At 64.1% G+C, this 21,294-nt stretch carries 20 protein-coding genes and 1 tRNA gene; 6 read left to right on the forward strand and 15 right to left on the reverse strand.

Going from position 1 to position 21,294, the window contains the following annotated elements; translation table 11 throughout:
- Positions 1–84: 84 nt before the first annotated feature.
- The 3 genes from NKI63_RS24115 to NKI63_RS24125 form a co-directional block, all read right to left on the reverse strand.
- Positions 85–3,297: an AfsR/SARP family transcriptional regulator gene (locus NKI63_RS24115; protein ID WP_352823627.1), complete on the reverse strand. Its 3,213-nt coding sequence runs from the start codon at positions 3,295–3,297 to the stop codon at positions 85–87.
- 120 nt (positions 3,298–3,417) lie between these two features.
- Entirely contained in the window at positions 3,418–3,876 is a 459-nt protein-coding gene (locus tag NKI63_RS24120; protein ID WP_352480022.1) for a hypothetical protein, read from the reverse strand.
- 233 nt (positions 3,877–4,109) lie between these two features.
- Positions 4,110–4,185 (reverse strand) — tRNA-Ala (locus NKI63_RS24125).
- 164 nt (positions 4,186–4,349) lie between these two features.
- On the opposite strand from NKI63_RS24125, the gene NKI63_RS24130 reads away from it, so the two are divergent.
- Entirely contained in the window at positions 4,350–4,640 is a 291-nt protein-coding gene (locus NKI63_RS24130) for a YggT family protein (RefSeq protein ID WP_023678162.1), read from the forward strand.
- A gap of 13 nt (positions 4,641–4,653) precedes the next feature.
- On the forward strand, positions 4,654–4,974 hold the full coding sequence (locus tag NKI63_RS24135; RefSeq protein WP_352509085.1) for a DUF167 family protein: 321 nt from the start codon (positions 4,654–4,656) through the stop codon (positions 4,972–4,974).
- Positions 4,975–5,227: 253 nt separating this feature from the next.
- On the opposite strand, the gene NKI63_RS24140 is transcribed toward NKI63_RS24135, so the two are convergent.
- From NKI63_RS24140 to NKI63_RS24170, 7 genes are all read right to left on the reverse strand, one after another.
- Positions 5,228–6,196: an ABC transporter ATP-binding protein gene (locus NKI63_RS24140; protein WP_352509086.1), complete on the reverse strand. Its 969-nt coding sequence runs from the start codon at positions 6,194–6,196 to the stop codon at positions 5,228–5,230.
- Positions 6,196–7,206 carry an ABC transporter ATP-binding protein gene (locus tag NKI63_RS24145; RefSeq protein WP_352509097.1) on the reverse strand — a complete coding sequence of 337 codons (1,011 nt, stop codon included), beginning with the start codon at positions 7,204–7,206 and terminating at the stop codon, positions 6,196–6,198. The genes NKI63_RS24140 and NKI63_RS24145 overlap by 1 nt, the downstream gene beginning before the upstream one ends.
- Positions 7,203–8,120 (reverse strand): dihydrodipicolinate synthase family protein, encoded by a 918-nt coding sequence (locus NKI63_RS24150; RefSeq protein ID WP_352823630.1) that lies wholly within the window; start codon positions 8,118–8,120, stop codon positions 7,203–7,205. Before NKI63_RS24150 ends, NKI63_RS24145 begins: the two co-directional genes overlap by 4 nt.
- An 18-nt stretch (positions 8,121–8,138) precedes the next feature.
- Entirely contained in the window at positions 8,139–9,017 is an 879-nt protein-coding gene (locus tag NKI63_RS24155; RefSeq protein WP_352509098.1) for an ABC transporter permease, read from the reverse strand.
- A 23-nt stretch (positions 9,018–9,040) separates the two neighbouring features.
- Positions 9,041–10,000 (reverse strand): ABC transporter permease, encoded by a 960-nt coding sequence (locus tag NKI63_RS24160; protein ID WP_352823633.1) that lies wholly within the window; start codon positions 9,998–10,000, stop codon positions 9,041–9,043.
- A 65-nt stretch (positions 10,001–10,065) separates the two neighbouring features.
- Complete coding sequence (locus NKI63_RS24165; protein WP_352755943.1) at positions 10,066–11,646, reverse strand: ABC transporter substrate-binding protein; 1,581 nt, start codon at positions 11,644–11,646, stop codon at positions 10,066–10,068.
- A gap of 20 nt (positions 11,647–11,666) precedes the next feature.
- Positions 11,667–12,380 carry a FadR/GntR family transcriptional regulator gene (locus NKI63_RS24170; protein WP_352509090.1) on the reverse strand — a complete coding sequence of 238 codons (714 nt, stop codon included), beginning with the start codon at positions 12,378–12,380 and terminating at the stop codon, positions 11,667–11,669.
- A gap of 97 nt (positions 12,381–12,477) precedes the next feature.
- Here NKI63_RS24170 and NKI63_RS24175 point away from each other — a divergent pair, with 97 nt between their 5' ends.
- From NKI63_RS24175 to NKI63_RS24185, 3 genes are read left to right on the forward strand one after another with little or no spacing between them, the layout of a single operon-like run.
- Positions 12,478–13,449, forward strand: coding sequence for a Gfo/Idh/MocA family protein (locus NKI63_RS24175; RefSeq protein ID WP_352823637.1), 972 nt, complete (start codon positions 12,478–12,480; stop codon positions 13,447–13,449).
- Complete coding sequence (locus NKI63_RS24180; protein ID WP_352509092.1) at positions 13,446–14,441, forward strand: Gfo/Idh/MocA family protein; 996 nt, start codon at positions 13,446–13,448, stop codon at positions 14,439–14,441. Before NKI63_RS24175 ends, NKI63_RS24180 begins: the two co-directional genes overlap by 4 nt.
- Positions 14,431–15,381, forward strand: a complete 951-nt coding sequence (locus NKI63_RS24185; protein ID WP_352823640.1) for a dihydrodipicolinate synthase family protein — start codon at positions 14,431–14,433, stop codon at positions 15,379–15,381. The genes NKI63_RS24180 and NKI63_RS24185 overlap by 11 nt, the downstream gene beginning before the upstream one ends.
- A gap of 34 nt (positions 15,382–15,415) precedes the next feature.
- Here NKI63_RS24185 and NKI63_RS24190 read toward each other — a convergent pair whose 3' ends face one another.
- Positions 15,416–16,363, reverse strand: a complete 948-nt coding sequence (locus tag NKI63_RS24190) for an LLM class flavin-dependent oxidoreductase (protein WP_352509100.1) — start codon at positions 16,361–16,363, stop codon at positions 15,416–15,418.
- A gap of 130 nt (positions 16,364–16,493) precedes the next feature.
- Positions 16,494–16,649, reverse strand: a complete 156-nt coding sequence (locus NKI63_RS24195; RefSeq protein ID WP_023678176.1) for a hypothetical protein — start codon at positions 16,647–16,649, stop codon at positions 16,494–16,496.
- Positions 16,650–16,913: 264 nt separating this feature from the next.
- On the opposite strand from NKI63_RS24195, the gene NKI63_RS24200 reads away from it, so the two are divergent.
- Positions 16,914–17,681: an SDR family NAD(P)-dependent oxidoreductase gene (locus tag NKI63_RS24200; RefSeq protein WP_352509101.1), complete on the forward strand. Its 768-nt coding sequence runs from the start codon at positions 16,914–16,916 to the stop codon at positions 17,679–17,681.
- 16 nt (positions 17,682–17,697) lie between these two features.
- On the opposite strand, the gene NKI63_RS24205 is transcribed toward NKI63_RS24200, so the two are convergent.
- From NKI63_RS24205 to NKI63_RS24215, 3 genes are read right to left on the reverse strand one after another with little or no spacing between them, the layout of a single operon-like run.
- Positions 17,698–18,642 carry an ABC transporter permease gene (locus NKI63_RS24205; protein ID WP_352509102.1) on the reverse strand — a complete coding sequence of 315 codons (945 nt, stop codon included), beginning with the start codon at positions 18,640–18,642 and terminating at the stop codon, positions 17,698–17,700.
- Positions 18,639–19,694 carry an ABC transporter permease gene (locus NKI63_RS24210; RefSeq protein WP_352509103.1) on the reverse strand — a complete coding sequence of 352 codons (1,056 nt, stop codon included), beginning with the start codon at positions 19,692–19,694 and terminating at the stop codon, positions 18,639–18,641. Before NKI63_RS24210 ends, NKI63_RS24205 begins: the two co-directional genes overlap by 4 nt.
- Entirely contained in the window at positions 19,694–21,178 is a 1,485-nt protein-coding gene (locus NKI63_RS24215) for an ABC transporter ATP-binding protein (RefSeq protein WP_502896211.1), read from the reverse strand. The genes NKI63_RS24210 and NKI63_RS24215 overlap by 1 nt, the downstream gene beginning before the upstream one ends.
- Positions 21,179–21,294: the final 116 nt, after the last annotated feature.

Genomic DNA, 21,294 nt, shown 5'->3' on the forward strand with positions numbered 1-21,294 from the left:
AAGTGTGGAACGGTTTTCCGTCCGGAACTGCGAAAAAATAAAGAGATAGAGCGGTTCGGCGTTTCCGTGAAACGATGAACCGGTCTAGAGAAACGGGCGCACGAGCGAACGCAGCAAAGGCGAGGGCTCGTCATCGCCGGTCGAAGCGAGCGCGCGTTCATAGCGCCGGTAATCCTCGATGGCGCCGGCGTGGTCGTTTCTGGAGAGGCTCTCCTGGATGAGCGTGCCATGGAGTTTGGCCGATTCCGGGTAGAAATCGAGCGCACGCCGGCACGCTTGGCGTGCCCGATCTGCGTTGCCTCGGCTCTGCCAGTGTTTGGCGATCCGCACGGCAAGCTCCACCAACCCGTCCCGCACCCGGTCGGCCGCGGCGTTCGACCAGGCGGGCGTCGGGCCATTCGAGAAAAGCGGGCCGACAAAGCCTTCCAGCAGCATCTCCTGCTCCTCGATTGCGCTGTCTCTTTGGCCCGACAGAACGGGTTTCAGCCGGTCTTCCCAATCCTGCAGATCGATCCAGACCTTGTCGGCAGCGAGCCGCAAACGGCCTTCTCTCAGCGTTACGAGTTCGCCTTGCCCGAGCAATTTGCGCAGACGATGCAGCGCCTGCTCCAAGGCCGCTTTGGCCTGGTCGCCGTCGAGGTCGGGCCAGAGCCAATCCTGCAGGGTTTCCACCGAACAGACCTGATCCCTCGACAGGCAGATAATGCGCAATATGTCGAGAGCGCGGGTAGGTTTGGCACCGGGCGCGACCTCGGCGCCATCGATCTCGAGGCGGAAGCCTCCCATCAAGTGTATCCTGAGCGGCCAAGGCCACTGGGCGGGGCGACCAGCGGGCGGGACCAGATATCGCGCCCGAACGACGCGGCGGCAGAGATCGACATCGATCTTTCGCTCCAGCGCATCGGCGATCAGCTCGGCTAGCAAGTCCGGCAGGTTGAGCAAGATCGCCGAGGGATTGACCTCGCGCAATGCCGCCATGAATTCAGCCAGACGAGTGCCATAGGACGCGCCGCCGTTCCACTTCTGCTCCAGGGCCCGTGCGGCTAGAATGCTGAGTTCGACACGCTGGCGAGGGCCGCCGCTCAGCCTTTCGGCGATCCCCTGAAGTAGCGCAATCGCCTCCGCCGGACGCCGGTCGGCCAGCAGGACCTGGTATTTGGTGACGTAATGCGGCCAGCGCTCGATCATCGGCTCGTTCGCCCGCTCGATCGCATCCATGACGACATCGCAGTCGAGATAGGCCTTGGCGAAGTCGCCGTTGCGCGTGTGCATCGCCGCATGGCAGTCGGCGACGACCGCGACCTGGGTGGTGAACCTGCTGTCCGCGATCTCGCCCAGTCGGGAGACCAGCGCATTGAACTCCGAGAACCTGTTGTGAAGCTTCATCAGCAATTGGAGCTGGTAGAGGGCGCTGAACTCGACGCCCCGTAAGGCGTGCTGCTCGCCTATCGCCGTTGCGCGTCGCAACGCATCCTCGGCCGAGGCATAGACAAAACCGCGCCGCGAATAGGGGAAGTAACGGCCGCTGGCCGAGCCAAAGGACACCAGCCACATGCCGAGCACAAGCGGTGGGATATCCGGATGTTCGAGATCGGCGGCAACGCTGTCCACGGCATTGGCAAAAATGTCGCGCTGCCCCGACGAGGTCGCGTAGTCGATGAGCGCTTCGCTTGCCAGCAGGCGCAACTCGACCGAATCCTCGATCGGCAGATGTGTCAGGCGCTGCTGGATATCATTCACGAGGCGCTTCGCGTCATGGGCGTCGAATTCGCCAGGTTCGGCGAAATCGACGGCCCGCAGGATGCCGAGCCTGACCATCATGAGTTCCTCCGGATCCAATTCCGGCAACCCCTTGGCAAGAACCTGTGAGGCTCGGCGCGTCCAATCCGCCAGCCCCTCATGCGTACGCCAGCTGGCGGTCTTGACTACGACCGCCCGCGCGACCGTCAGGCATTGTCCGCGCATGTCGGTGTTCTCGAATGCTTGCCATGCCTTGGAGAAGTGCGGCTCGGCCTTCGCATCGTCCGACGCGAAGGCGACGCCCAGCCAATAATGGACCCACCCGTCCATCTCGTCGGGGGGCAGCCTGTTGCACCATTCGACGAAGCTGGCCCTGCGCCCTTGCGAGAGAACGCCGTTAGCGCACTCCAGAATGAGCTGGCGTGCCAGCGGCCAGGCGCCCGCCTGCAACGCCAGCACGATTGCCGCGTCGGTTTTGCCGGCCTCGTGCAGGACCTTTGCTGCCTGCTCGCGCAGCCTGGAACGGTCCGCTTCCGTCACGCGCCGGTCCAGTAGGCCGGCAAGGTATTCGCGCAACAAGTCATGCAGCTGGAAGGCGGCGCCGCCCGGACCGTCGCGCGTGATCAGCAGCTGGCGATGCTGCAGCCGCACCAGCAGGCGGGCAGCCTGCGGCGAACCCAGGAACGCATCGGCAAGGTCCGTGCTGATCTCCGGCAGAAGGTTGAGCCTGATCAGCAGATCCTGGTCCTCCGGCGCGATGTCGCGCAGGAAATAACGTCCGACAATCTCCCGAAGGCCGGCGCCTCCGGCAAGGCCGGTCTGCGAAAGCGGGTAGTACATTCCAGCATTGGCCAGCAGGAGAAGGCCCACCGCCCAGCCGCGCGCCTCCGAAATGTCGCCGACCTCGGACGGCGATTGCGAGCGGGCGGTGACGAGGTTGCGAGCCTCCGCAGGCGAAAACTCCAGCAGCGTTTGGTTGAGGACCGGCAACTGTCCCGACAGCACGAGGTCGGCGACATCGCCCTCGGGCAGCATCCGCGATGTGCAGATGCAGCGGACGGTATTGGGGCGTTCGCGCAACAGGATCGCCAGCGTCCGGCGAAAGCCTGGTGCATCGGCACGATGCAGATCGTCGAGGACTAGGATCGTGCCCGGATCAAGCCGCGAGAAATAGGTGCGGAAGAACAGCCGCGCGAAATCGTCGGAATTGTCGGCATATTCCGGACCAAAGACCGGCATGCCGGCATGCCTGCCGTCGAGCGACAGCGTCAGATAATGGAAAAGCCGCGCAACGTCCTGGTCCTCGGTGTCGACCCGATACCAGTTGTATGCCGATTCGCTTTGCTCCGGCCCGCCTTGTTCCAGCCCGCCGTGTTCCAGAAAGTCGATCACCGCGGTGGTCTTGCCGTATCCACCAGGCGCAGCCAGCCAGCATGCACCGCTGTCGAGGGCCTGCGAAAGCAGCGCCACTACGCGCGGACGGCTGACAATTCCCACTGGCCGGGGTGCCGAGAGCTTTGCTATCTCGCGCGGCGCGTCCCGGAAGGATTTATCCATTGTGAGGACTCTCGCAGCGCAGTCGCCTCGCGAAAACAGGTAATCGGTTCGCCCGCAACAACAAATCGCCGGCCGGCGTTGTGCTCGCCTGACGTGCCGTGCTCGCCGGCAAGGTCGCGGTTATCCCTTGTGCGACATGATATGCGAAACCCCGACACTCACGTCAGCGGTGTGTCTTGCCATCACTGCGTTCATTCGCATTGCAATCGTCGCATAGCCGTTTCGTTCGTGGTCGGTAACTTCCGAGGGCTTGAAGAGCCACGGAAGGGGTGCAACCTGCGCGTCTTCGAAATTGGCCGGCAGATTCGATGGCACCGCCTTTTTTCCTAGAGGCAGCTCTAGCCCAAGGTCACTAAATTCCTTCTCGAGGCTGGCGTGCAGATGAGAAAGGACGACATAGATCGCCAGCTTTGATCTAGTCCTTTCTGTGTTGTTTAGATTGTACTCTTGAAGAACCTCATCGAACGATGGCGATACGTCACTTTCGGCAGCGGTAGCTCGTGTTGCAACAGCACCGGCCAGGGCAGTCGCTGCCACTCCTGTAAGACCTACAAAATCACGTCTTGTCGTGCCGGTCATGGTGAATTCCCCTCGGTTTTGAAGACGGGCCAAGTCTGGCAAGGAGGAGGCGCAGTGGCAATAGGCCGCATACGCTATTGGTGTAGAGGGCCTTTACGTCGCCGATGTGAATCCACCCGGCGACGACAGTGCCAAGCCGGCAGAGGCTCGCGATGCATTCGGTTGCTTGATCTGAGGACCCATGGAATCCAAGAAAGGTTCCTCAGCATTCACGGGGGGTTCGAAAAATCCGCTGGTGGAGCTGAGGAGGATCGAACTCCTGACCTCGTCATTGCGAACGACGCGCTCTCCCAGCTGAGCTACAGCCCCGTCCAGCGGATTGGGCTTTTATCGGCCGCTGCGGTTTCCTGTCAAGGCTGCCCTTGCTGCCGAAATGCCGTTCGGCCGTTCGTGCGCCTCGCCCACGCGTCGGAACGCGGCTCTTGCCGCTTTCAGCTACAGTGGCTACATGTCGGCAACAATCGGAGACCGGCATGATCGCCCTCATTCAGACCATTGTCATGGCGCTTGACCTTTACTGGTGGATCATCATCGCCTCGGCGATATTTTCCTGGCTCTACGCCTTCAACGTCGTCAACTCCCGCAACCAGTTCGTCGATACCATCAGCAACATGCTCTATCGGCTGACCGAACCGGCGCTGCGGCCGATCCGCCGCTTCATGCCCGATCTCGGCGGCATCGACATCTCGCCGATCATCCTGCTGCTGATCCTGTTCTTCATCCGGCAGTTCCTGCTCACCACCGTGCTTTCGCTGGTCGTCTGAGTGCAGGCGTCCCATGCGCGCGCCGTTCCGGACGCGCGCCGACGGTATCGACCTGTTCGTCCGGCTGACGCCGAAATCAGCGATGGACAGGCTCGAGGGGGCCGAAACGACCGCGGATGGGCGAAGCCATCTGAAGGCTCGCGTTCGCGCCGTGCCGGAAAACGGGGCCGCCAATCGAGCGCTGGAAAGGCTGGTCGCCAAGGCGCTTGGCGTGGCCGCTTCGGCCGTCTCGATCGTCGCCGGCGGCACCGCTCGGCTGAAGACGGTCCGTGTGCTTGGCGATCCCGCGGCGCTGGCGAAACGCATCGATACGCTGGGCACGCCTGCGCCATGATCTCGGCTCGCTCACCAACCCCGTAGAAAAAAGGCCGGGCTGCAAAGCCCGGCCAGATGTGAAGGTCGAAAACCTTCAGAGGGGAACGCGCCGGACGAATGGGAGGAAACATCCGGCGCAGCGTGCATATGGGTCGGCATCGCTGACGTTTCAATGACGGGAACGACAATAACAGCTTCGTGAAACCGGGCGGTGGATGTCGATGAACGCCTGGGATTGGGGACCTGTTTGACCGTTGTCTGGGCAATTATTCCTAAGCGATGTCGTCGCGAATGCAGGCCTTCAGATGGCCGTCGGCTGTCGCCCTCAGTGGCGGCACGGCCGCGGCGCAAGCCTCCAACGCGAACGGGCAACGGGTTCGGAAAACACAGCCCGACGGCGGGTTCGCCGGACTGGGAATATCGCCTTTGAGCACCTGCCGGCCTTGCCTCGCCAGCGGATCGAGCGATGGAATGGCTGACAGCAGCGCACGCGTGTAGGGATGCTGCGGTCGGGCATAAAGCTCGGCCGCCGGCGCAACCTCCATGATGCGCCCGAGATAGAGCACGATGACCGTGTCGCAGATGTACTCGACGACGGCCAGATCGTGCGAAATGAACAGCATGGTCAGGCCGAGCCGGAGCTGCAGGTCGCGCAACAAATTGATGATTTGCGCCTGGATCGAGACGTCGAGTGCCGAGACCGGCTCGTCGGCGACGATGAATTCCGGCTCGAGCGTCAGCGCCCGGGCGATGCCGATGCGCTGGCGCTGGCCGCCCGAGAATTCATGGGCGTAGCGGTCATAGGCGTCGAACGGCAACTCAACCGCGGCAAGTGCCTTCGCGGCCTTCGCCCGCCGCTCGGACCTCTTGCCAATGGCTTGAATGTCAAGGCCTTCGGTGAGGATCTGCCCTATCGTCATGCGCGGCGACAGGCTGGCGAAGGGATCCTGGAAAATATACTGCATCTTGCGACGCTGGCGGCGCAGCTGGGCGGCACCCAGCCTGGTGATATCGGTGCCGTCATAGGTGATTTGGCCGGATGTCGGCTCGATCAGACGCAGCACCGAGCGGCCGATCGTGGTCTTGCCGGAGCCGGACTCGCCGACCAGGCCAACCACCTCGCCACGCCTGACATCGAAGGAAATGTCCTCCAGCGCCCTGACCAGCGGGCCACGCGAGAACGCTGTCGGCGCAAAATGCTTGGTCAGGTTTTTGACCGAAAGGAAGGGAACGTCGGCCATCAGAGCTCCTCCCAACGCAGGCAGCGGCTTTGCCGGGTCGGCGTCGCCGCAAACAAGGGCGGGACCGCGGCACGGCAGGCAGCGATAGCCATCGGGCAGCGCGGCGCGAAGGAACAGCCTTTGGGCAGCAACGTGAGCGACGGAACATTCCCGGCAATGGTCGGCAGCGGCGTGCCCGCCAGCTTCAGTGCCGTGGCCTGGCCGAGCCGCGGCACCGAACGCATCAACCCGGCGGTATAGGGATGACGCGGACGGGTGAACACTTCGCTCACCGGACCTGTTTCGACGATACGCCCGGCATACATCACCGCTACCCGGTCGGCGATTTCGGCGACGACGCTGAGATTGTGGGTGACGAACAGGATGCCCATGCCGCGCTGCGCCTGCAGCTCGGCCAAAAGATCGAGGATCTGGGCCTGGATGGTGACGTCCAGCGCGGTGGTCGGCTCGTCGGCGATCAGCAAGCCCGGATCGCAGGACAGGGCCATGGCGATGGTAGCGCGCTGGCGCATCCCGCCCGAAAGTTCGTGCGGATACTGCCGCGCCCGCCGCTTCGGATCGGGAATGCCGACCTGTTCCAGCAGCCGCACCGCGTCTGCTTCTGCCTCGCGGTGCGATTTGCCGAGATGAATGCGGATCGGTTCGGCGATCTGCTCGCCGATCGTGTAGACCGGGTTGAGGCTGGTCATCGGCTCCTGGAACACCATGCCGATCTCGTTGCCGCGTATCTTGCGCAGCGACTCGGCATCGAGGCTGGTCAGTTCGGTGAGCGTGCCGTTCTTGCGCCGCAGCGCGATCGACCCCTCGGCGATATGTCCGACCCCTTTCGGCAGCAATCCCATGATCGACAGGCTGGTGACGGACTTGCCCGATCCGGATTCGCCAACGAGCGCCACGGTCTCGCCGGAGCCGATCGTCAGGTTGACATCCCTTACCGCCGCGATGTCGCGCCCCGCAATGCGGAACACCGCGCGCAGGCCGGAAATCGACAGGATCGGCGTGGCGCTCAGCGGAGCAGCCCCACATCGCGAAGGATCATGTCGATCTTTGCGGTTTCCTCGTCGTTCAGGCTGCGCTGCGGCCGCGCCATGGTGTTCGAGGCGATGATGCCGAGGCTCTTCATCGCCGCCTTGAAGGCGCCGACGCCGGCCGAGCCGGCGCTGGTCCTGCCGAGCGAGATCCAGACGATCTCGAACAGTTTCAACAACCGCTCCTGCTCCAGGCGGGCTTCGGCAAGCTGGCCCGCCTGCGTCAGCTTCCACAGCCTGACATAACCATGCGGGTCGACATTGGCGAGGCCCGGCACGACGCCATGCGCACCCATCGCCAGCACGCTGTCGACCAGGATCTCGGAACCGGTCATGCCGAAAAAACTGGGATCGTCGGCCATGTCCTTGAGCACGTAACGCAGATTGCCGTCATCGCCGCTGGAATCCTTGATACCCGCAATGGCTCCTTCCCTGGCGAGACCGACCGTGGTCGTGCGCTCCAGCTTGACGTGCACGCAGACCGGGATGTCGTAGGCGATGACCGGAATGTCGATCGCATCTTTGATGTAGCGGAAGTGATCGCCGATCTCGGGCTGGCTGGTGCGGGTATAAAACGGCGCGGTGACGACGATGGCGTCGGCACCGGCCGATCTGGCGATGCGGGCGTGGTTGATGACGCGGTCGGTCGTCGGGTCGATAACACCGGCGAAGATCGGAAGCCGGCCGTTATTGACCTTGACCGCGTGCTCGAGGACGGCCCTGCGGCCCGCCTCGTCGTGGAAGACCACCTCGCTGGTCGAGCCCAGCACGAACAGCCCGTGGACGCCGCCGTCGAGCAGGTTCTCGATGGTGCGCGTGAACGACGGAAAATCGACGCTGAAATCGGCATTGAGCGGGGTGACGACAGGTGGCACGACGCCGGTAAACAGAGGCATTTTGATGAACCTTCGAGGTCAGTTGAGATCGGAGCGGGGATCGAATGCGTCGCGCAGGCCGTCGCCGATGAAGTTGATGGCGAGCACGGTGAGCACCAGTGCGGCGCCTGGGAACATCCATTGCCACGGATAATTTTCAAGCACGACGGTGGAGCGGGCGAGATTGAGCATGTTGCCCCAGCTGGCTTCGGGCGGCGCGATGCCGAGGCCGAGGAAGGACAGGCCGGCCTCGAGCAGGATGGCGTTGGCGATCTGCAAGGTGGCATAGACGACCAGGATATCGATGCAATTGGGCAGGCCGTGCCGGAACAGCAGATGCGGCAGCCCCGCGCCCATGCCGCGGGCGGCAACGACGAAATCGCGCTCGCGCAGTTCGAGCAGCCGGGCGCGCACCATGCGCGACAGCACCGGCCAGGAGAGCAGCGAGATCACCAGTATGGTCGGCGCGATGCCGGTGCCGGCAATCGAAGCCAGCACCAGCAGGAAGATCACCGGCGGCAGCGTCATCGCCAGATCGACCAAGCGCATCACCGTGCCGTCGACGAGGCGCCCGCCAAAGCTGGCGCCGGCGCCGACCAGGAAGCCTATGACGGTCGATATGGCGACCGAGCAGACGGCGACCAGCAATGAGATTCGCCCACCTTGCAGCAACCGGGCCATGACGTCGCGCCCGACGCCGTCGCTACCCAGCCAATGAATGGCCGACGGCGCCTTGTTCATCGCCCTGAGGTCGATGGCGTTCGGGCCGAACGGCCACCACAAAGAATAGGTCGAAACCGCCAGCAGGATCGGGATGACGATCAAAAGCCCGGCACGCGCCGCGCGGTTTTCGAAAAAGCGGTCGAACGCGCGGCGAAGCGGCCCCTTGGTCTGCGGTAAGGCTGTCGGGTCGACCATTGGGTCCGGCGCAGTGATTGCCATCACGCCACCTGAATGCGCGGGTCGACGACGGCATAGACGACGTCGGTCAACAGGTTGACCAGGATGACGCAAACGCCGATCACCAGCGTGGCGCCCATGATCACCGGGTAATCGCGGATGCCAACGGCATTGACCAGAAGCAGTCCCATGCCCGGCCAATTGAACACGCTTTCCAGGAAGATGGCGCCGCCAATGGCGATGCCGACGGTCGAGCCGATCAGCGTGATGACCGGCAAGAGCGCGTTGCGGGTTGCATGCTTGATGATAACCCAGAACTCGCGCACGCCCTTGGCACGCGCCGTCCGCACGTAATCCTGGTTGAGCACTTCCAGCAGCGAAGCGCGCATGTAGCGCATGATCAGCGCGGCATGGCCGATGGACAGCAGGCAAGCGGGCAGGATGAGGTGCGCAAGCACGTCGGTCATCGAGAACGGCGCACCCGCGGTCTGCATGCCGCCGGACGGCGCCCAGCGCAGCAGCACCGAGAAGAAATAGAGGCCAAGCAGCGCCGTCAGAAAAGCCGGGCTGGAGATTCCGATAAACGACAGCACCGACAGCGCGATGTCGGACGGTTCGTTACGGCGCACCGCGCTGAAAATGCCGGCGGAAATGCCGAGCACGATGGCGATCGCCAGGCCCGTGCCCATCAGCAGCGCCGTCGGGCCGATGCGCTCCATGACCAGCGGCAGCACGGCGACGCCGCTGCGCTGGATCGAAAAGCCGAAGTCGCCGCCCAGCGCCGCGCGCAGCCAGGCCAGATATTGCACGGGAAGCGGCCGGTCGAGCCCAAGCCGTTCGCGCAGCCCCTCGAGATCGGAGGCGGACATCGGCACCGACGGGTTGATATAGGCGTCGATCGGATCGCCCGGCGCCAGCCGCAACAGGATGAAGATGAGGACGCTGAGCGCGACCAGCATCAGCAATCCTGTAGCGCTGCGGCGGGCAATGAAGCTCAACATGGGCTATCCGTGGCGGTGGCAGGCGGCGCCAAAGTGGTCCGCCTGCTCGCTTCGTTGCGGGGTTCTTACTGAATATCCCAGCGCTCCGGGTGAGCTGCGTAGGGGCCGCCGCCCGGCGCCGGCGTCCAGACGAAGTCACGCAGCTTGTTGGAGGCCACGCCATAGCGGTTGGCCACCCACAGCGTTGCCCAGGGCAGGTCCTTGTTCATCACCTTGCAGACCTCCTGCCAGGATTGGTCGATCTTGGCCGGATCGGTCTGGCCGAGGGCGGCGTCCAATGCAGCGCTCAGATCGTCGAAATCGATGCGCATGGTGTTGAAGCCTGCCGGCGGGATCTGCGACTTGTTGAGGCCGGGGTTGAGGCTGGCCGGATTGGGGCCGTTCTGCAGGCCGGCATAGACCATCGGAAAGGCATTCCAGTCCGGCGTGCCTTGTTTGTAGACGATGCCGTTATAGGTCGGCGTATCGACGACGCGCGGCACCACGTTAATGCCGACTTCGGCCAGCATCGACTGGATGGCGGCCATCACGTTGGCCGCTTGCGGCGAGCCGTAATAGGTCAGCAGGGTGATCGGTTTGTCGCCGTTGATCTTGTCCCAGCCCGCCTCGGTCAGCAGCGCCTTGGCCTTGGCCGGATCGTAGGCATATGGTTCGAGACCCTGGGGAACGAGATGCGGCGCGACATAGCCGCAATTGGCCGGCTTGGCGGCACCGCCATAGAGGCTGTCTATAATGGCGTTGCGGTCGATCGCGTACATGATCGCCTGGCGGACACGGATATCCCTGAACAGGTCGACCTTCTGATTCAGGCCGATATAGTTGACCACGTAGGAGGCACCTTCGATCACCTTGAAATTGCTGTCGCTTTTGAAGGAGGCCGCATCGTCGGGCTCGACATAGGTGAACTGGATTTCACCGGCACGGAGCGCGGCGACGGCCGCCGCCGGTGACTCGAAATAGCGGTTGATGAGCACGTCTACCTTCGGCTTGCCGCCGCGATAATCGTCATCGGCTGCCAGCTCGACATATTGGTCGCTCACGTAGCGTTTGAACTTGAACGGGCCGGTGCCGACCGGAGTGGTCGACCACCAGGTGCTGGTCGCCAGCGCTTCCGGGGACAGGGTGGCCAGGGCATGCTCCGGCAGGATCATCAGCTGCGAGAGGATCGATAGAAACGATCCGTTCGGTTTCGATAGCTTCACCACTGCGGTGTGGTCATCCGGCGCATCGACCGAGGCGATATCGGCGAGACGGGCTGCAAACAGGCTGCCGGAGGCCTTGTTCTTGGCAAGCTCGAGCGTGAACTTGACGTCCTTCGAGGTGAACGGCTTGCCGTCGTGCCAAGTCTCGTTGACCAGGTTGAACGTATAGCTCAGCTGGTCGTCGCTGATCTTGTAGTCCTTCGCGAGGTCGCCTTCGATCTCGGTCAGCCCGGCATTGTAGATGACCAGCGGTTCAAAATAGGTGCTGAGCCAGGTGTAGCCGCCGGTCGCGACCAGCGGGTTGAAGTTCTTGGGAAAGCCGCCGGGACCGACGTCGAAGCCGCCGGCGATGGTTTTGGCGTTTTGTGCCTGGACGCTGGTCACTGGGGCAATGCTGGCGAGCAGCAGCCCTGCGATAGAGAATGCGGTGGTCCTGATGCGCATGGGTTCCTCCCTTGGCATGTTCAGGGTGTTCGGTTCTTGGCGATAACCTGCTGGATTCCTCGGTAATGGTCGTCGAGCCGCCGACGCGCCTGGTCGACGTCCTTGGCGGCGACAGCCTCGACGATCTCGTGATGGTCGCGCCATGTCGCCAGCGGCGTCGGATTATCGAGATTGGTGAAATTCGAGGCCTTGTTGAACGCCGTCCAGAAGATGTCGATCAGCGCGCTCAGCATGTGATTGTTCTGGCAGCGGAACAGCAGCTGATGGAATTGCTGGTCCTCTTCGGCGAAGCTCTCATGGCGCTCGGCACGTTGCCGCATGCGCTCGGTCAACTGGCGCAGCGCCTCGATGTCCTCGGCACTGATCATCTCGATCGTCTTGGCGATGAGGCCGGTTTCCAGCACGCGACGGATTTCGCGCAGCTCTTCGACATCGCGCAGCGAATCCTGCAAACCGTAGGCCAGGTTATCCAGCAGCGGCTTGAACGAGAACTCCTTGACGAACACGCCGATGCCGCGTCGCGTCTCCAGGATGCCGATCGATTCCAGCGCCTTGATGGCTTCCCGCACGGAGTTGCGGCCGACGCCGAGCCGCTGCGCCAGGAACGTCTCCGGCGGCAGGGGATCGCCTGCCTTGAGCTGGTTGCTTTCGATATAGGCCCTGAGGCTTTCCTGTACGGTGACGTGAAGCAGCGGCGGTCTGCTCAACGGTTCGATCGACTTCAGTTCCGCCATCCCACTGCCTTCATCATCCGCTGAAGCTTGCCCGCCGCTTGTCGTATAGCCACTTGTAGGATATCCTGCAAGCCCATAACAAACCTGCTGCCTCCGAATGAAGATTACCCTCGCCGGCTCGAGCCACTGGCACGCCGAAATACACCTCGACGCCGCACGCTTTTACGGCACGGAGATCGCCGGTATCTGGGACGAGGATCCTGGCCAAGCGCAAGCGTTCGCCGCGCACCACGACCTGCCGTTTATCGAAGATTTCAAGGAGATACTCTCCAGCCCGCCGGATGCGATCCTGTTGATGGGGCACCCTTCGATGGTGCCGGCGCGGGCACGTGCGATCATCGCGGCAAGGATACCGCTGATCCTGGAGAAGCCGGCGGCCAGCGATACGAGGGAACTGATGGCGCTGCGCGACCTTGCCAGGCAGTACCAGGCTTTCGTCGCTGTTCCCCTGCCCAACCGTTTCGGGCCGGCCGTTGCCGGCCTTGAACGGCTGCGCCGGCAAGGTCGCGCCGGCCCCGTGGCGCATTGCCAGTTCCGGCTGGTCAACGGCCCGCCGCAACGCTACATCGCCGACGGTGTCGCCTGGGTGCTCGACCCGGCGGTTGGTGGCGGGGGTGCATTGAGGAATCTCGGCATACACGGCGTCGACGCGGCACTCAGCCTCGCAACCGGCAAGCTCGGCCTGAAGACCGTTTCGATCGCGAACCGCATCCATCCCGGCCCGGTCGAGGATCACGCACTTCTGGTGCTGGAAGACGAGGCCGGCGCGCTGTTCATCGTCGAGGCCGATTACACCTTTGCTTCGATGCGCCCCGGCGGTGACTTCGAGTGGCGCATCGTCAGTGCCAATGCCACCCTCATCGATCGTGGCGACCATGTTATCTGCGCAACGCTCGACGACGCGGCAATCGTCGATCTGCCGGTCGAACTGCCGGCAACGCGCTATCGTCTGTTCATGCGCGATACGCTTGACCGGCTGGCCAGAAAGGCGCCTCCGCCGGTGTCCATCGAAGATTATGTTGCGGCGATGTCGCTGATCGACGCCGCTTATCAAAAGGCAGGACCATGATTGGAATAGGAATTATCGGCGCCGGCGATTTCGGCGCAGGCCATGCGCGGGCAATCCGTGAGGTTGGCGGCATTCGTCTCGTCGCCGCCTCTCGAGGAAATGTCGACGCACTGCAGCAATTCACCGCTGAACATGGCGGCCGCGGCTACGCGGACTGGCGAAGGCTGCTGGACGACAAGGAGGTCGATGCGGTCCTCATTGCCAGCCCGCACCATCTCCATGCCGAAATGGCCATCGGCGCGGCAAAGGCCGGCAAGCATATCCTGCTCGAAAAACCGATGGCGCCGACGGTGGCTGCCTGCGATGCGATCAACGCCGCCGTGGCCAAGGGTGGCGTCAAGCTGATGGTCGCCCACCTCATGCATTTCGCCCTGCCCTGCATGGCGGCCAGGCAAATTCTGGAGGAAGGCGAGCTCGGCCGGCCGCTCGCCGGATCGAGCTGGATCATCAAGCTGTGGATGGAGCACAATCGCCGCGACTGGCATCTGCGCAAGGCGACCGGCGGCGGCATGCTGTTGACGGCCGGCATCCACGCGGTCGATCGCCTGGTCTGGCTGATGGATGACGATGTCGTGTCGGTGAGCGGCATGCTCGGCGCCAAGTTCCATGACCAGGAAGCAGACGATAGCGCTCTGCTCGGATTGCGCTTCGCCGGCGGCGGCATCGGCCAGGTGCAGAGCGTCGGCTATCGCACCGGCGCCACCACCTATGCCATGGATCTGGTCTGCGAGCGGGGAACGCTGCGCATCGACATGGACCGCGGCACCATGCTTGGCCGCGAGACGGTCTGGACCGAGCTGCCCGGTTCCTTTGAGCCGAACTGGATGCATAACGCGCTGGTGCGCGAATGGCGCGCGATGCGCAATGCCATTGCCGACGACACGCCGGTGCCGGTCGACGGTGCCTATGGGCGCAAGATGATCGCCATCATCGAGGCCGCCTTTGCCTCGAACGAAACCCGCCGCGAACACGAGATCGCCGGTGGACGCTGACCTCGACGACCATCTGGCCCGCTTGCCCGCACACGCACCGCGCGGCGTCTGGGGCGCGGTGCTGCTGGCCATCGACGATCGCGGAGCGATCGACTGGCAGGCGACGGAAGAGACGATCGCCCGACTCTGCGCCTCAGGCGTCGACGGCGTCTTTTCCAATGGCACGGCCTGCGAGTTCCATTGCCAGACCGAGCCCGAATTCGACCGGCTTTGTGAGTTGGTCGCAACCATAGCCGGCCGCGCGCGCCTTCCTTTCCAGATCGGCATCAGCCAGTCCAATCCGCGCGTCGCGCTGGAGCGGCTGACGCGGGTCGCCGGACTTCGCCCGGCGGCGGTGCAGTTCACGCTGCCCGACTGGTGGCCGCCCAGCGACGACGAGGTCATGCGCTTTGCCGGCGGCCTGTGCGACGCCGCGCCTGAAACGCCGCTGGTGCTCTACAATCCGCCGCACGCCAAGCGCCACCTGACGCTCGACGGCATCGCCAGTCTGCGTGCGGCCGTGCCATCGCTGGTCGGCGCCAAGCTGCCGGGCGGCGACCCCGGCTGGTATGCCGACATGCGCCGCAAACTGGACCGATTTTCCGTCTTCGTCCCCGGCCACACGCTGGCAACAGGCTATGCTGGAGGGGCCCATGGCAGCTATTCCAACGTTGCCTGCCTCAACCCGAAGGGCGCGATGATGTGGTGGCAGATAATCCGCACCGACATGGCCGCCGCTGCCGAGGTCGAGGCCCGCATACAGGCCTTCCTCGCCGCACATGTCCTACCGTTTCGCACCCGTTACAATGTCGGTGATGCAGCACTCGATAAGGCGATGGCCGCGGCCGGCGGCTGGGCGCCGCTCGGGCCGCGACTGCTCTGGCCCTACAGCTCCGTTCCCGATCAGGAAATACCGACGCTGGTCAGGGCGGCTCACGCGGCTTTCCCGGAATGGTGGTAGACCCGTCACCAAGGCGCGGGACGACGGAGGCTCTTCAGCAGCCGGCGCGTGCTCCCTGTGTCGCGCGTGACGCAAACGCCCCCGGCTGAGGGACATCGGCCTCGCGCCGTGCCAGCGAATTGCGCAAGAGCGCGATCGCCTCGCGGCCGGCGGTCGCAATCTCGCGTGGCCTGTCGACGCCGACGATCATGAACTCCTTGATCCCCAAAGCGGCGTAAGAAAGCAGCGAAAGCGCGACCTGCGCCGGCGGCCCGGCAAGTTCGAGCGCCTTCTGGCAGGAAGCGGCCGGTTTGTCTTCCGAACGGATTCGGACCGGAAGCGCGAAACGCAGCTTGCCGGCCCGGCCGTGTTCGGCAGCAGCGCCGCGTACACGCTCCATTGACTGGCGGATTTCTGCAAGCGAGCCCGGCGCCAGCTCGAACACATCCGCATGCCTGCCCGCGACCCTGAGCGCCGTGCCCGACTGTCCGCCCATGCGGATGGTCACATCGGCACCATGCGGCCCCTTGCGCGGCACATAGCCGCCTTTGATGCTGTAAAAGGTGCCTTCATGGTCGAACGGCCTGTCGTTCGACCACAACCGCTTCAGCAGCACCAGATATTCATCGATGCGTTGCCAGACCACTGTGTGGCCGGCCGGACGTGCCTCGGCATCGTCGTCGCTCAGCGGCTCGCTGAGCATCCTGAGCGACAGCCGGCCACCGCTTCTCGCGTCGAGGGCAGCGAGTTGCCGCGCCGCCACGGTTGGTTCGATCACGCCTGCCCAATGCGTGAGCACGACCTCCAGGGACGAGGTCCGGTCCAGCGTCTGGGCGGCAAGGTCCATATTGGTCAGCAGTCCGGCCTGGTCGTCGATGACGATCTTCCGGAATCCGGCATCCTCGATCAGTGACAGCTTCGTCGCGGTCTCGACAAAGTCGTAGAAAAAGCTGGCGTTGGTGGCGTGGATCTTACCGGGAACATGCGTGAACTCGATCGGCATTGCCATCTCCTCCATCACGTTGGAATCAGGGCGCGCAAAAGCGCACCGGCATTCGGTTCATCAACTCCGGAATTTCTGCAAACGGCAGGCCGCTATCCCGAGGAAGCCTCGATGATCAGAGCCTTGACAATCAGGGGATCAGCCCCAGTACCACTGCCCCGGTGAATACAAACGCAAGGGCAAAGACGAGATAGGCGAAAGCGCCGGCGTAGGCCGGCCGCCACACCTGGTCGGAACCCAGCCTTTGGCCTTTGCGGGCAGTCTGAGCGTTCTGGCTATAGGACATATCGACCTCCGTCTCGGCGCTTAATCTATAAAATCAGTAGACTTTGTCGAGTGCTATTTTCGCGCGATCCTTAGAACAATTTTCTCCAAATGATAGACACATTAGTGCTTTTACTGCTTAGCGCTGCCTTTTGCGGCATGCCGGGGTGACGGCAGGAAACGTCAGGTCCATGTGTCTGTGGCTCCTTGGCCATCCAATGGATGAGGGATAGCATCGCTTCAGCGGAAAGCCGCGACGTCACGGCAAGGCAGCAGGGAGCATACCATGGGCACAAGACTGGCCGGCAAGGTCGCCATCATTTCGGGCGGCGCGACGGGAATGGGCGGTGCGGCCTCGGAGCTTTTCGCGGCCGAGGGCGCCAAGGTGGCGATCGTCGACCGCAACGGCGAAGCGGCGGCGGCTACCGCAGCGGTAATCAGGCAACGCGGCCATGTCGCCGAGCACTGGGTCGCCGACGTATCGGATGAGGCGCAGGTCGAAGCGGCGGTGAAGGGCGCGACGGAAAAATTCGGCCCGGTTACGGTTCTGTTAAACCACGCCGGCACCATCGTCATCAAACCCTTCCTGGAGACCACGCTGCAGGAATGGGACTGGCTGCATGCCGTCAATGTGCGTTCGATGTTCCTGATGACGCGTGCCGTGCTGCCCGGCATGATCGCCGCCGGCGGCGGTTCCATCGTCTGCACCTCGTCGATCTCGGCGGTGGCGGCGACGCCGATGGAGGTGCTTTACGACACCACCAAGGGCGCCTGCCATATGTTCGCGCGTGCCATCGCCGTCGAGTTCCGCGACCGCAACATCCGCTGCAATGCGGTCTGTCCAGGGTTCATCAGGACACCGCATGGCCTGCGCGAGGTCGCCGATCTCGACAAACTCGGCGTCGATGTCTCCGACGCGGCAATGGCGGCGCAACAAGGGCGGATCGGCGAGCCGGAAGAGGTCGCGAAGGCAGCCCTGTTCCTGGCCAGCGACGAGGCCAGCTTCGTCAACGGCGCGCATCTGTTCGTCGACAACGGCTTCACGGCGATGTGAAAAGCGGAGCGCCGCTCTACCGCTCTTCGCGCCGGAACGGCTTGAGCAGCGCCGACGGGGCCACCGCATTGCGCGACATCACCGCCATAGCGACGATGGTGAAGATGAACGGCAGCATCAGGAAGGCCTCGTAGGGGATATGGCCAAGCCCGCTCGCCTGCATGCGCAACTGCAGGGCATCGACGAAGGCAAACAGCAGTGCCGCGCCTGCCGATCGCCACGGATCCCAGCGGCCGAAAACGACGAGCGCGATTGCCACCCAGCCACGCCCCGAAACCACGCCGAAGGTGAAGGCGTTGAATTGCGCCATCGACAGGAAGGCACCGGCCAGTCCCATCAAGGCACCGCCGAGGATCACCGCCTGGAAGCGCGTAGCGATGACGCTGACGCCGGCCGAATCGGCGGCGCGCGGGTTTTCGCCGACCATGCGGACCGACAGGCCCCAGGGTGTGCGGTAGAGCACGAAGGCGGCCAGGGGAATAGACAGCATCGCCATGTAGACCAGCGAAAACTGGTTGAACACCGCCGGCCCAAGCACCGGTACGTCGGACAGGATCGGGATCGGCAGCGTCTCGAACCCCTTGATGTTCGGTGGCACCGATTGCTGGCCGAAGATCAGCCGGTAGAGGAAATAGGCAAGGCCCGACGAGAACAGCGTCACGCCGATGCCGCAGACATGCTGGCTGAGGCCGAGCGCTACCGTGAACAGCGCATGCACGGCACCCATCAGCGCCCCGGTCAGCACCGCCGCAAGCACGCCGAGCCACAGGCTGCCGCCCAGGCTCGCCGCGGTGAAGCCGGTCATTGCCGACAAAAGCATGATGCCTTCGATGCCGAGATTGAGCACCCCGGCGCGCTCGGAGAACATCTCGCCCAGCGTCGCGAAGGCCAGCGGCGTGGCGATGCGGATGATGGCGGCCAGGAAGCCGACCTGGAAGATCTGTTCCAGCACCACGCTCATTTGGCTATTCCCACGCGACGGATGCGATAGGCGGTGAACAGCAGCGCCACCAGCATGGCGAGCAGCGCAGTTCCCTGGATGACATCGCTGAGGAAGGCCGGAACGCCGGTCGCCCGCGACATCGCCTCGGCGCCGGTCATCACCGCGGCAAGGAAGATCGCCGCCGGCACCACGCCGAGCGGATTGAGCCTCGCCAGCATGGCGACGACGATGCCGGAATAGCCATAGCCCGGCGAGATGTCACTCATCACCTGGAAATGCACGCCGCCGACCTCGCCGACGCCCGCAAGGCCGGCCAATGCGCCAGACAGCAGCGCCGTCGAAATCAGCACCCGCTCGACATTGATGCCGCCATAGCGCGCGGCTTCCGGGTTCTCGCCGGTGACCCTGATGCGGAAGCCGAGCGTCGTACGCGCGACCACGAACCAGATCAGGGGTGCCGCGACCAGCGCCGCGACGACGCCGAGATGCAGCCGCGTGCCTTCGATGAGTACCGGGAAATTGGCCGTATCCTCGATCGGCGGCGAGATCGGGTAGCCGCTGAAACTGTCCTTCCATGGCCCCTCGATCAGCGCCATCAGTGCGTAGAAAATGACCGAGTTGAGCAGCAGCGAGCTGACCACGTCATCGACCCTGAATTTTACCCGCAGCGTGGCGGGGATCAGGGCGACGGCCGCGCCGGCGGCGGCACCCGCCAGCGCCATCAGCAGCATGGCGAGCGGCCCCGGCATCGGGATTGCACCGACGGCACAGCTCGCCACCGCACCAGCCAGCAATTGCCCTTCGGCGCCGATATTCCAGAATTTGGCGCGGAAGGCGACTGCCACGGCCAGTCCCGTGAAGATCATCGGGGTGGCACGCACCAGCGTTTCGGTGACGGCGTAGCTGTCGCCCAGCGACGCCGAAAACATTACGCCATAAGCCTCGACGACGCCGGCGCCGGCCAGTGCGATGAGGCCGCTGCACAGGATCAGCGTCGCGCCGATTGCGAGCAGCGGCAGCGCCAGATTGAACCAGGCGGGCGTTGAGGTGCGGGCCTCGAGACGGAACATCACGCCTCCGCTCCGGTCATCATCAACCCGAGTCTAGCGACGCTGGCGTCGGCACTGTCGAGCGTGCCGACGATGCGGCCCTCATACATCACCGCGATACGATCCGAGAGCATCAGCAACTCTTCCAGGTCCTCGCCAATGACGATGATGCCGCAGCCCTTGGCGCGCATGTCGAGGAATTTTTCGTGGATGAAGCGCGCGGCGCCGATGTCGAGGCCGCGAGTCGGCTGCGAAACGATCAGCACCTTTGGATCGAAGGCGAGTTCGCGCGCCAGAAGCGCCTTCTGCAGATTGCCGCCGGAAAGCGCCCCGGCGCGCGTCATCGGGCCGGGGCAACGTATGTCGTAGGCCTTGATCTGCGCCTCGGCGAAGGCGCGGATCGCATCCGGCTTGAGCAGGCCGTTGCGGCTGAACGCCGCCGTGCCGATGCGTGGCAGCACCATGGAATCGGCAAGCGGCAGATTGGTGACCAGCCCTGTCGTCATGCGGTCTTCCGGGATGCGGCCGAGGCCGAGCGCCTGGACTGTGCTCGGCGAGAACCGCGAAACCGCTTTGCCGGCTATGGTCATCTTCCCGGCATCGGGCGCACGCACGCCGGAGATGACCTCGGCAAGCGCGCGCTGGCCATTGCCGGAGACGCCGGCGATGCCAAGGATCTCGCCGCCACGAACCGACAGCGAAACATCGTGCAGCGCCATGCCGGAATGATGCGATGTCGAGATACCGTCGAGGGTCAGCACGGCCGCACCGGGCATCGACGGTCCTCTGGCCGGAGGCACGATCTCGTGGCCGCACATCAGCCGCGCCATCTCCGAGGACGTCGTGCTGGCCGGCGCATCGACCCGGCCGGCGACGCGCCCGTGCCTGAGCACGACGCAGCGATGCGTCAGCGCCCGCACCTCGTTGAGCTTGTGCGAGATGAAGATGATGCCGAGCCCTTGTGCCGCCATCGAGCGCAGCGCCGAAAACAGTCCGTCGACCTCTGTCGGCGCCAACACCGCTGTCGGCTCGTCGAGGATCAGCAGCCTTGCGCCGCGAAACAGCGCCTTGACGATTTCGAGCCGCTGCTGCTCGCCGACCGCCAGCGCCGAGACGGGAAGGTCCGGGTCGAGCGTCAGCCCGTGCTGGCGGCCGATCTCGGCGAGCCGCGCCAGCCCGCCGGGACGATCGATCCGGCCCGATCTGCCGGGAATACCGATCAAGAGGTTTTCCAGCACCGAAAGCCGCGATGCGAGATGGAAATGCTGGTGCACCATGCCGATGCCGGCGGCAAGCGCATCGGCCGAACTGTTGATCGTCACCGGCCGGCCCTGCACCAGGATCTCGCCGGCATCGGGCGCATAGGCGCCGAACAGCACATTCATCAGCGTCGTCTTGCCGGCACCGTTTTCGCCGAGCAGCCCGAGGATTTCACCCGGCGCGACGCTGAGATCGACGGCTTCGTTCGCCTTGACGGCGCCAAAGCTCTTGGAGATGCCGCGCATTTCGATGAGAGGGGCAGGCGTTGACAAGGCGGGATCCTGGTGGCGTTGACGCCGATATCCCTCCCCCTTGAGGGGAGGGTGCCGAGCGAAGCGAGGCGGGAGGGGTCACCTCAACT

This window comes from Mesorhizobium sp. M0410, from assembly GCF_040321435.1.
GTDB lineage: Bacteria > Pseudomonadota > Alphaproteobacteria > Rhizobiales > Rhizobiaceae > Mesorhizobium.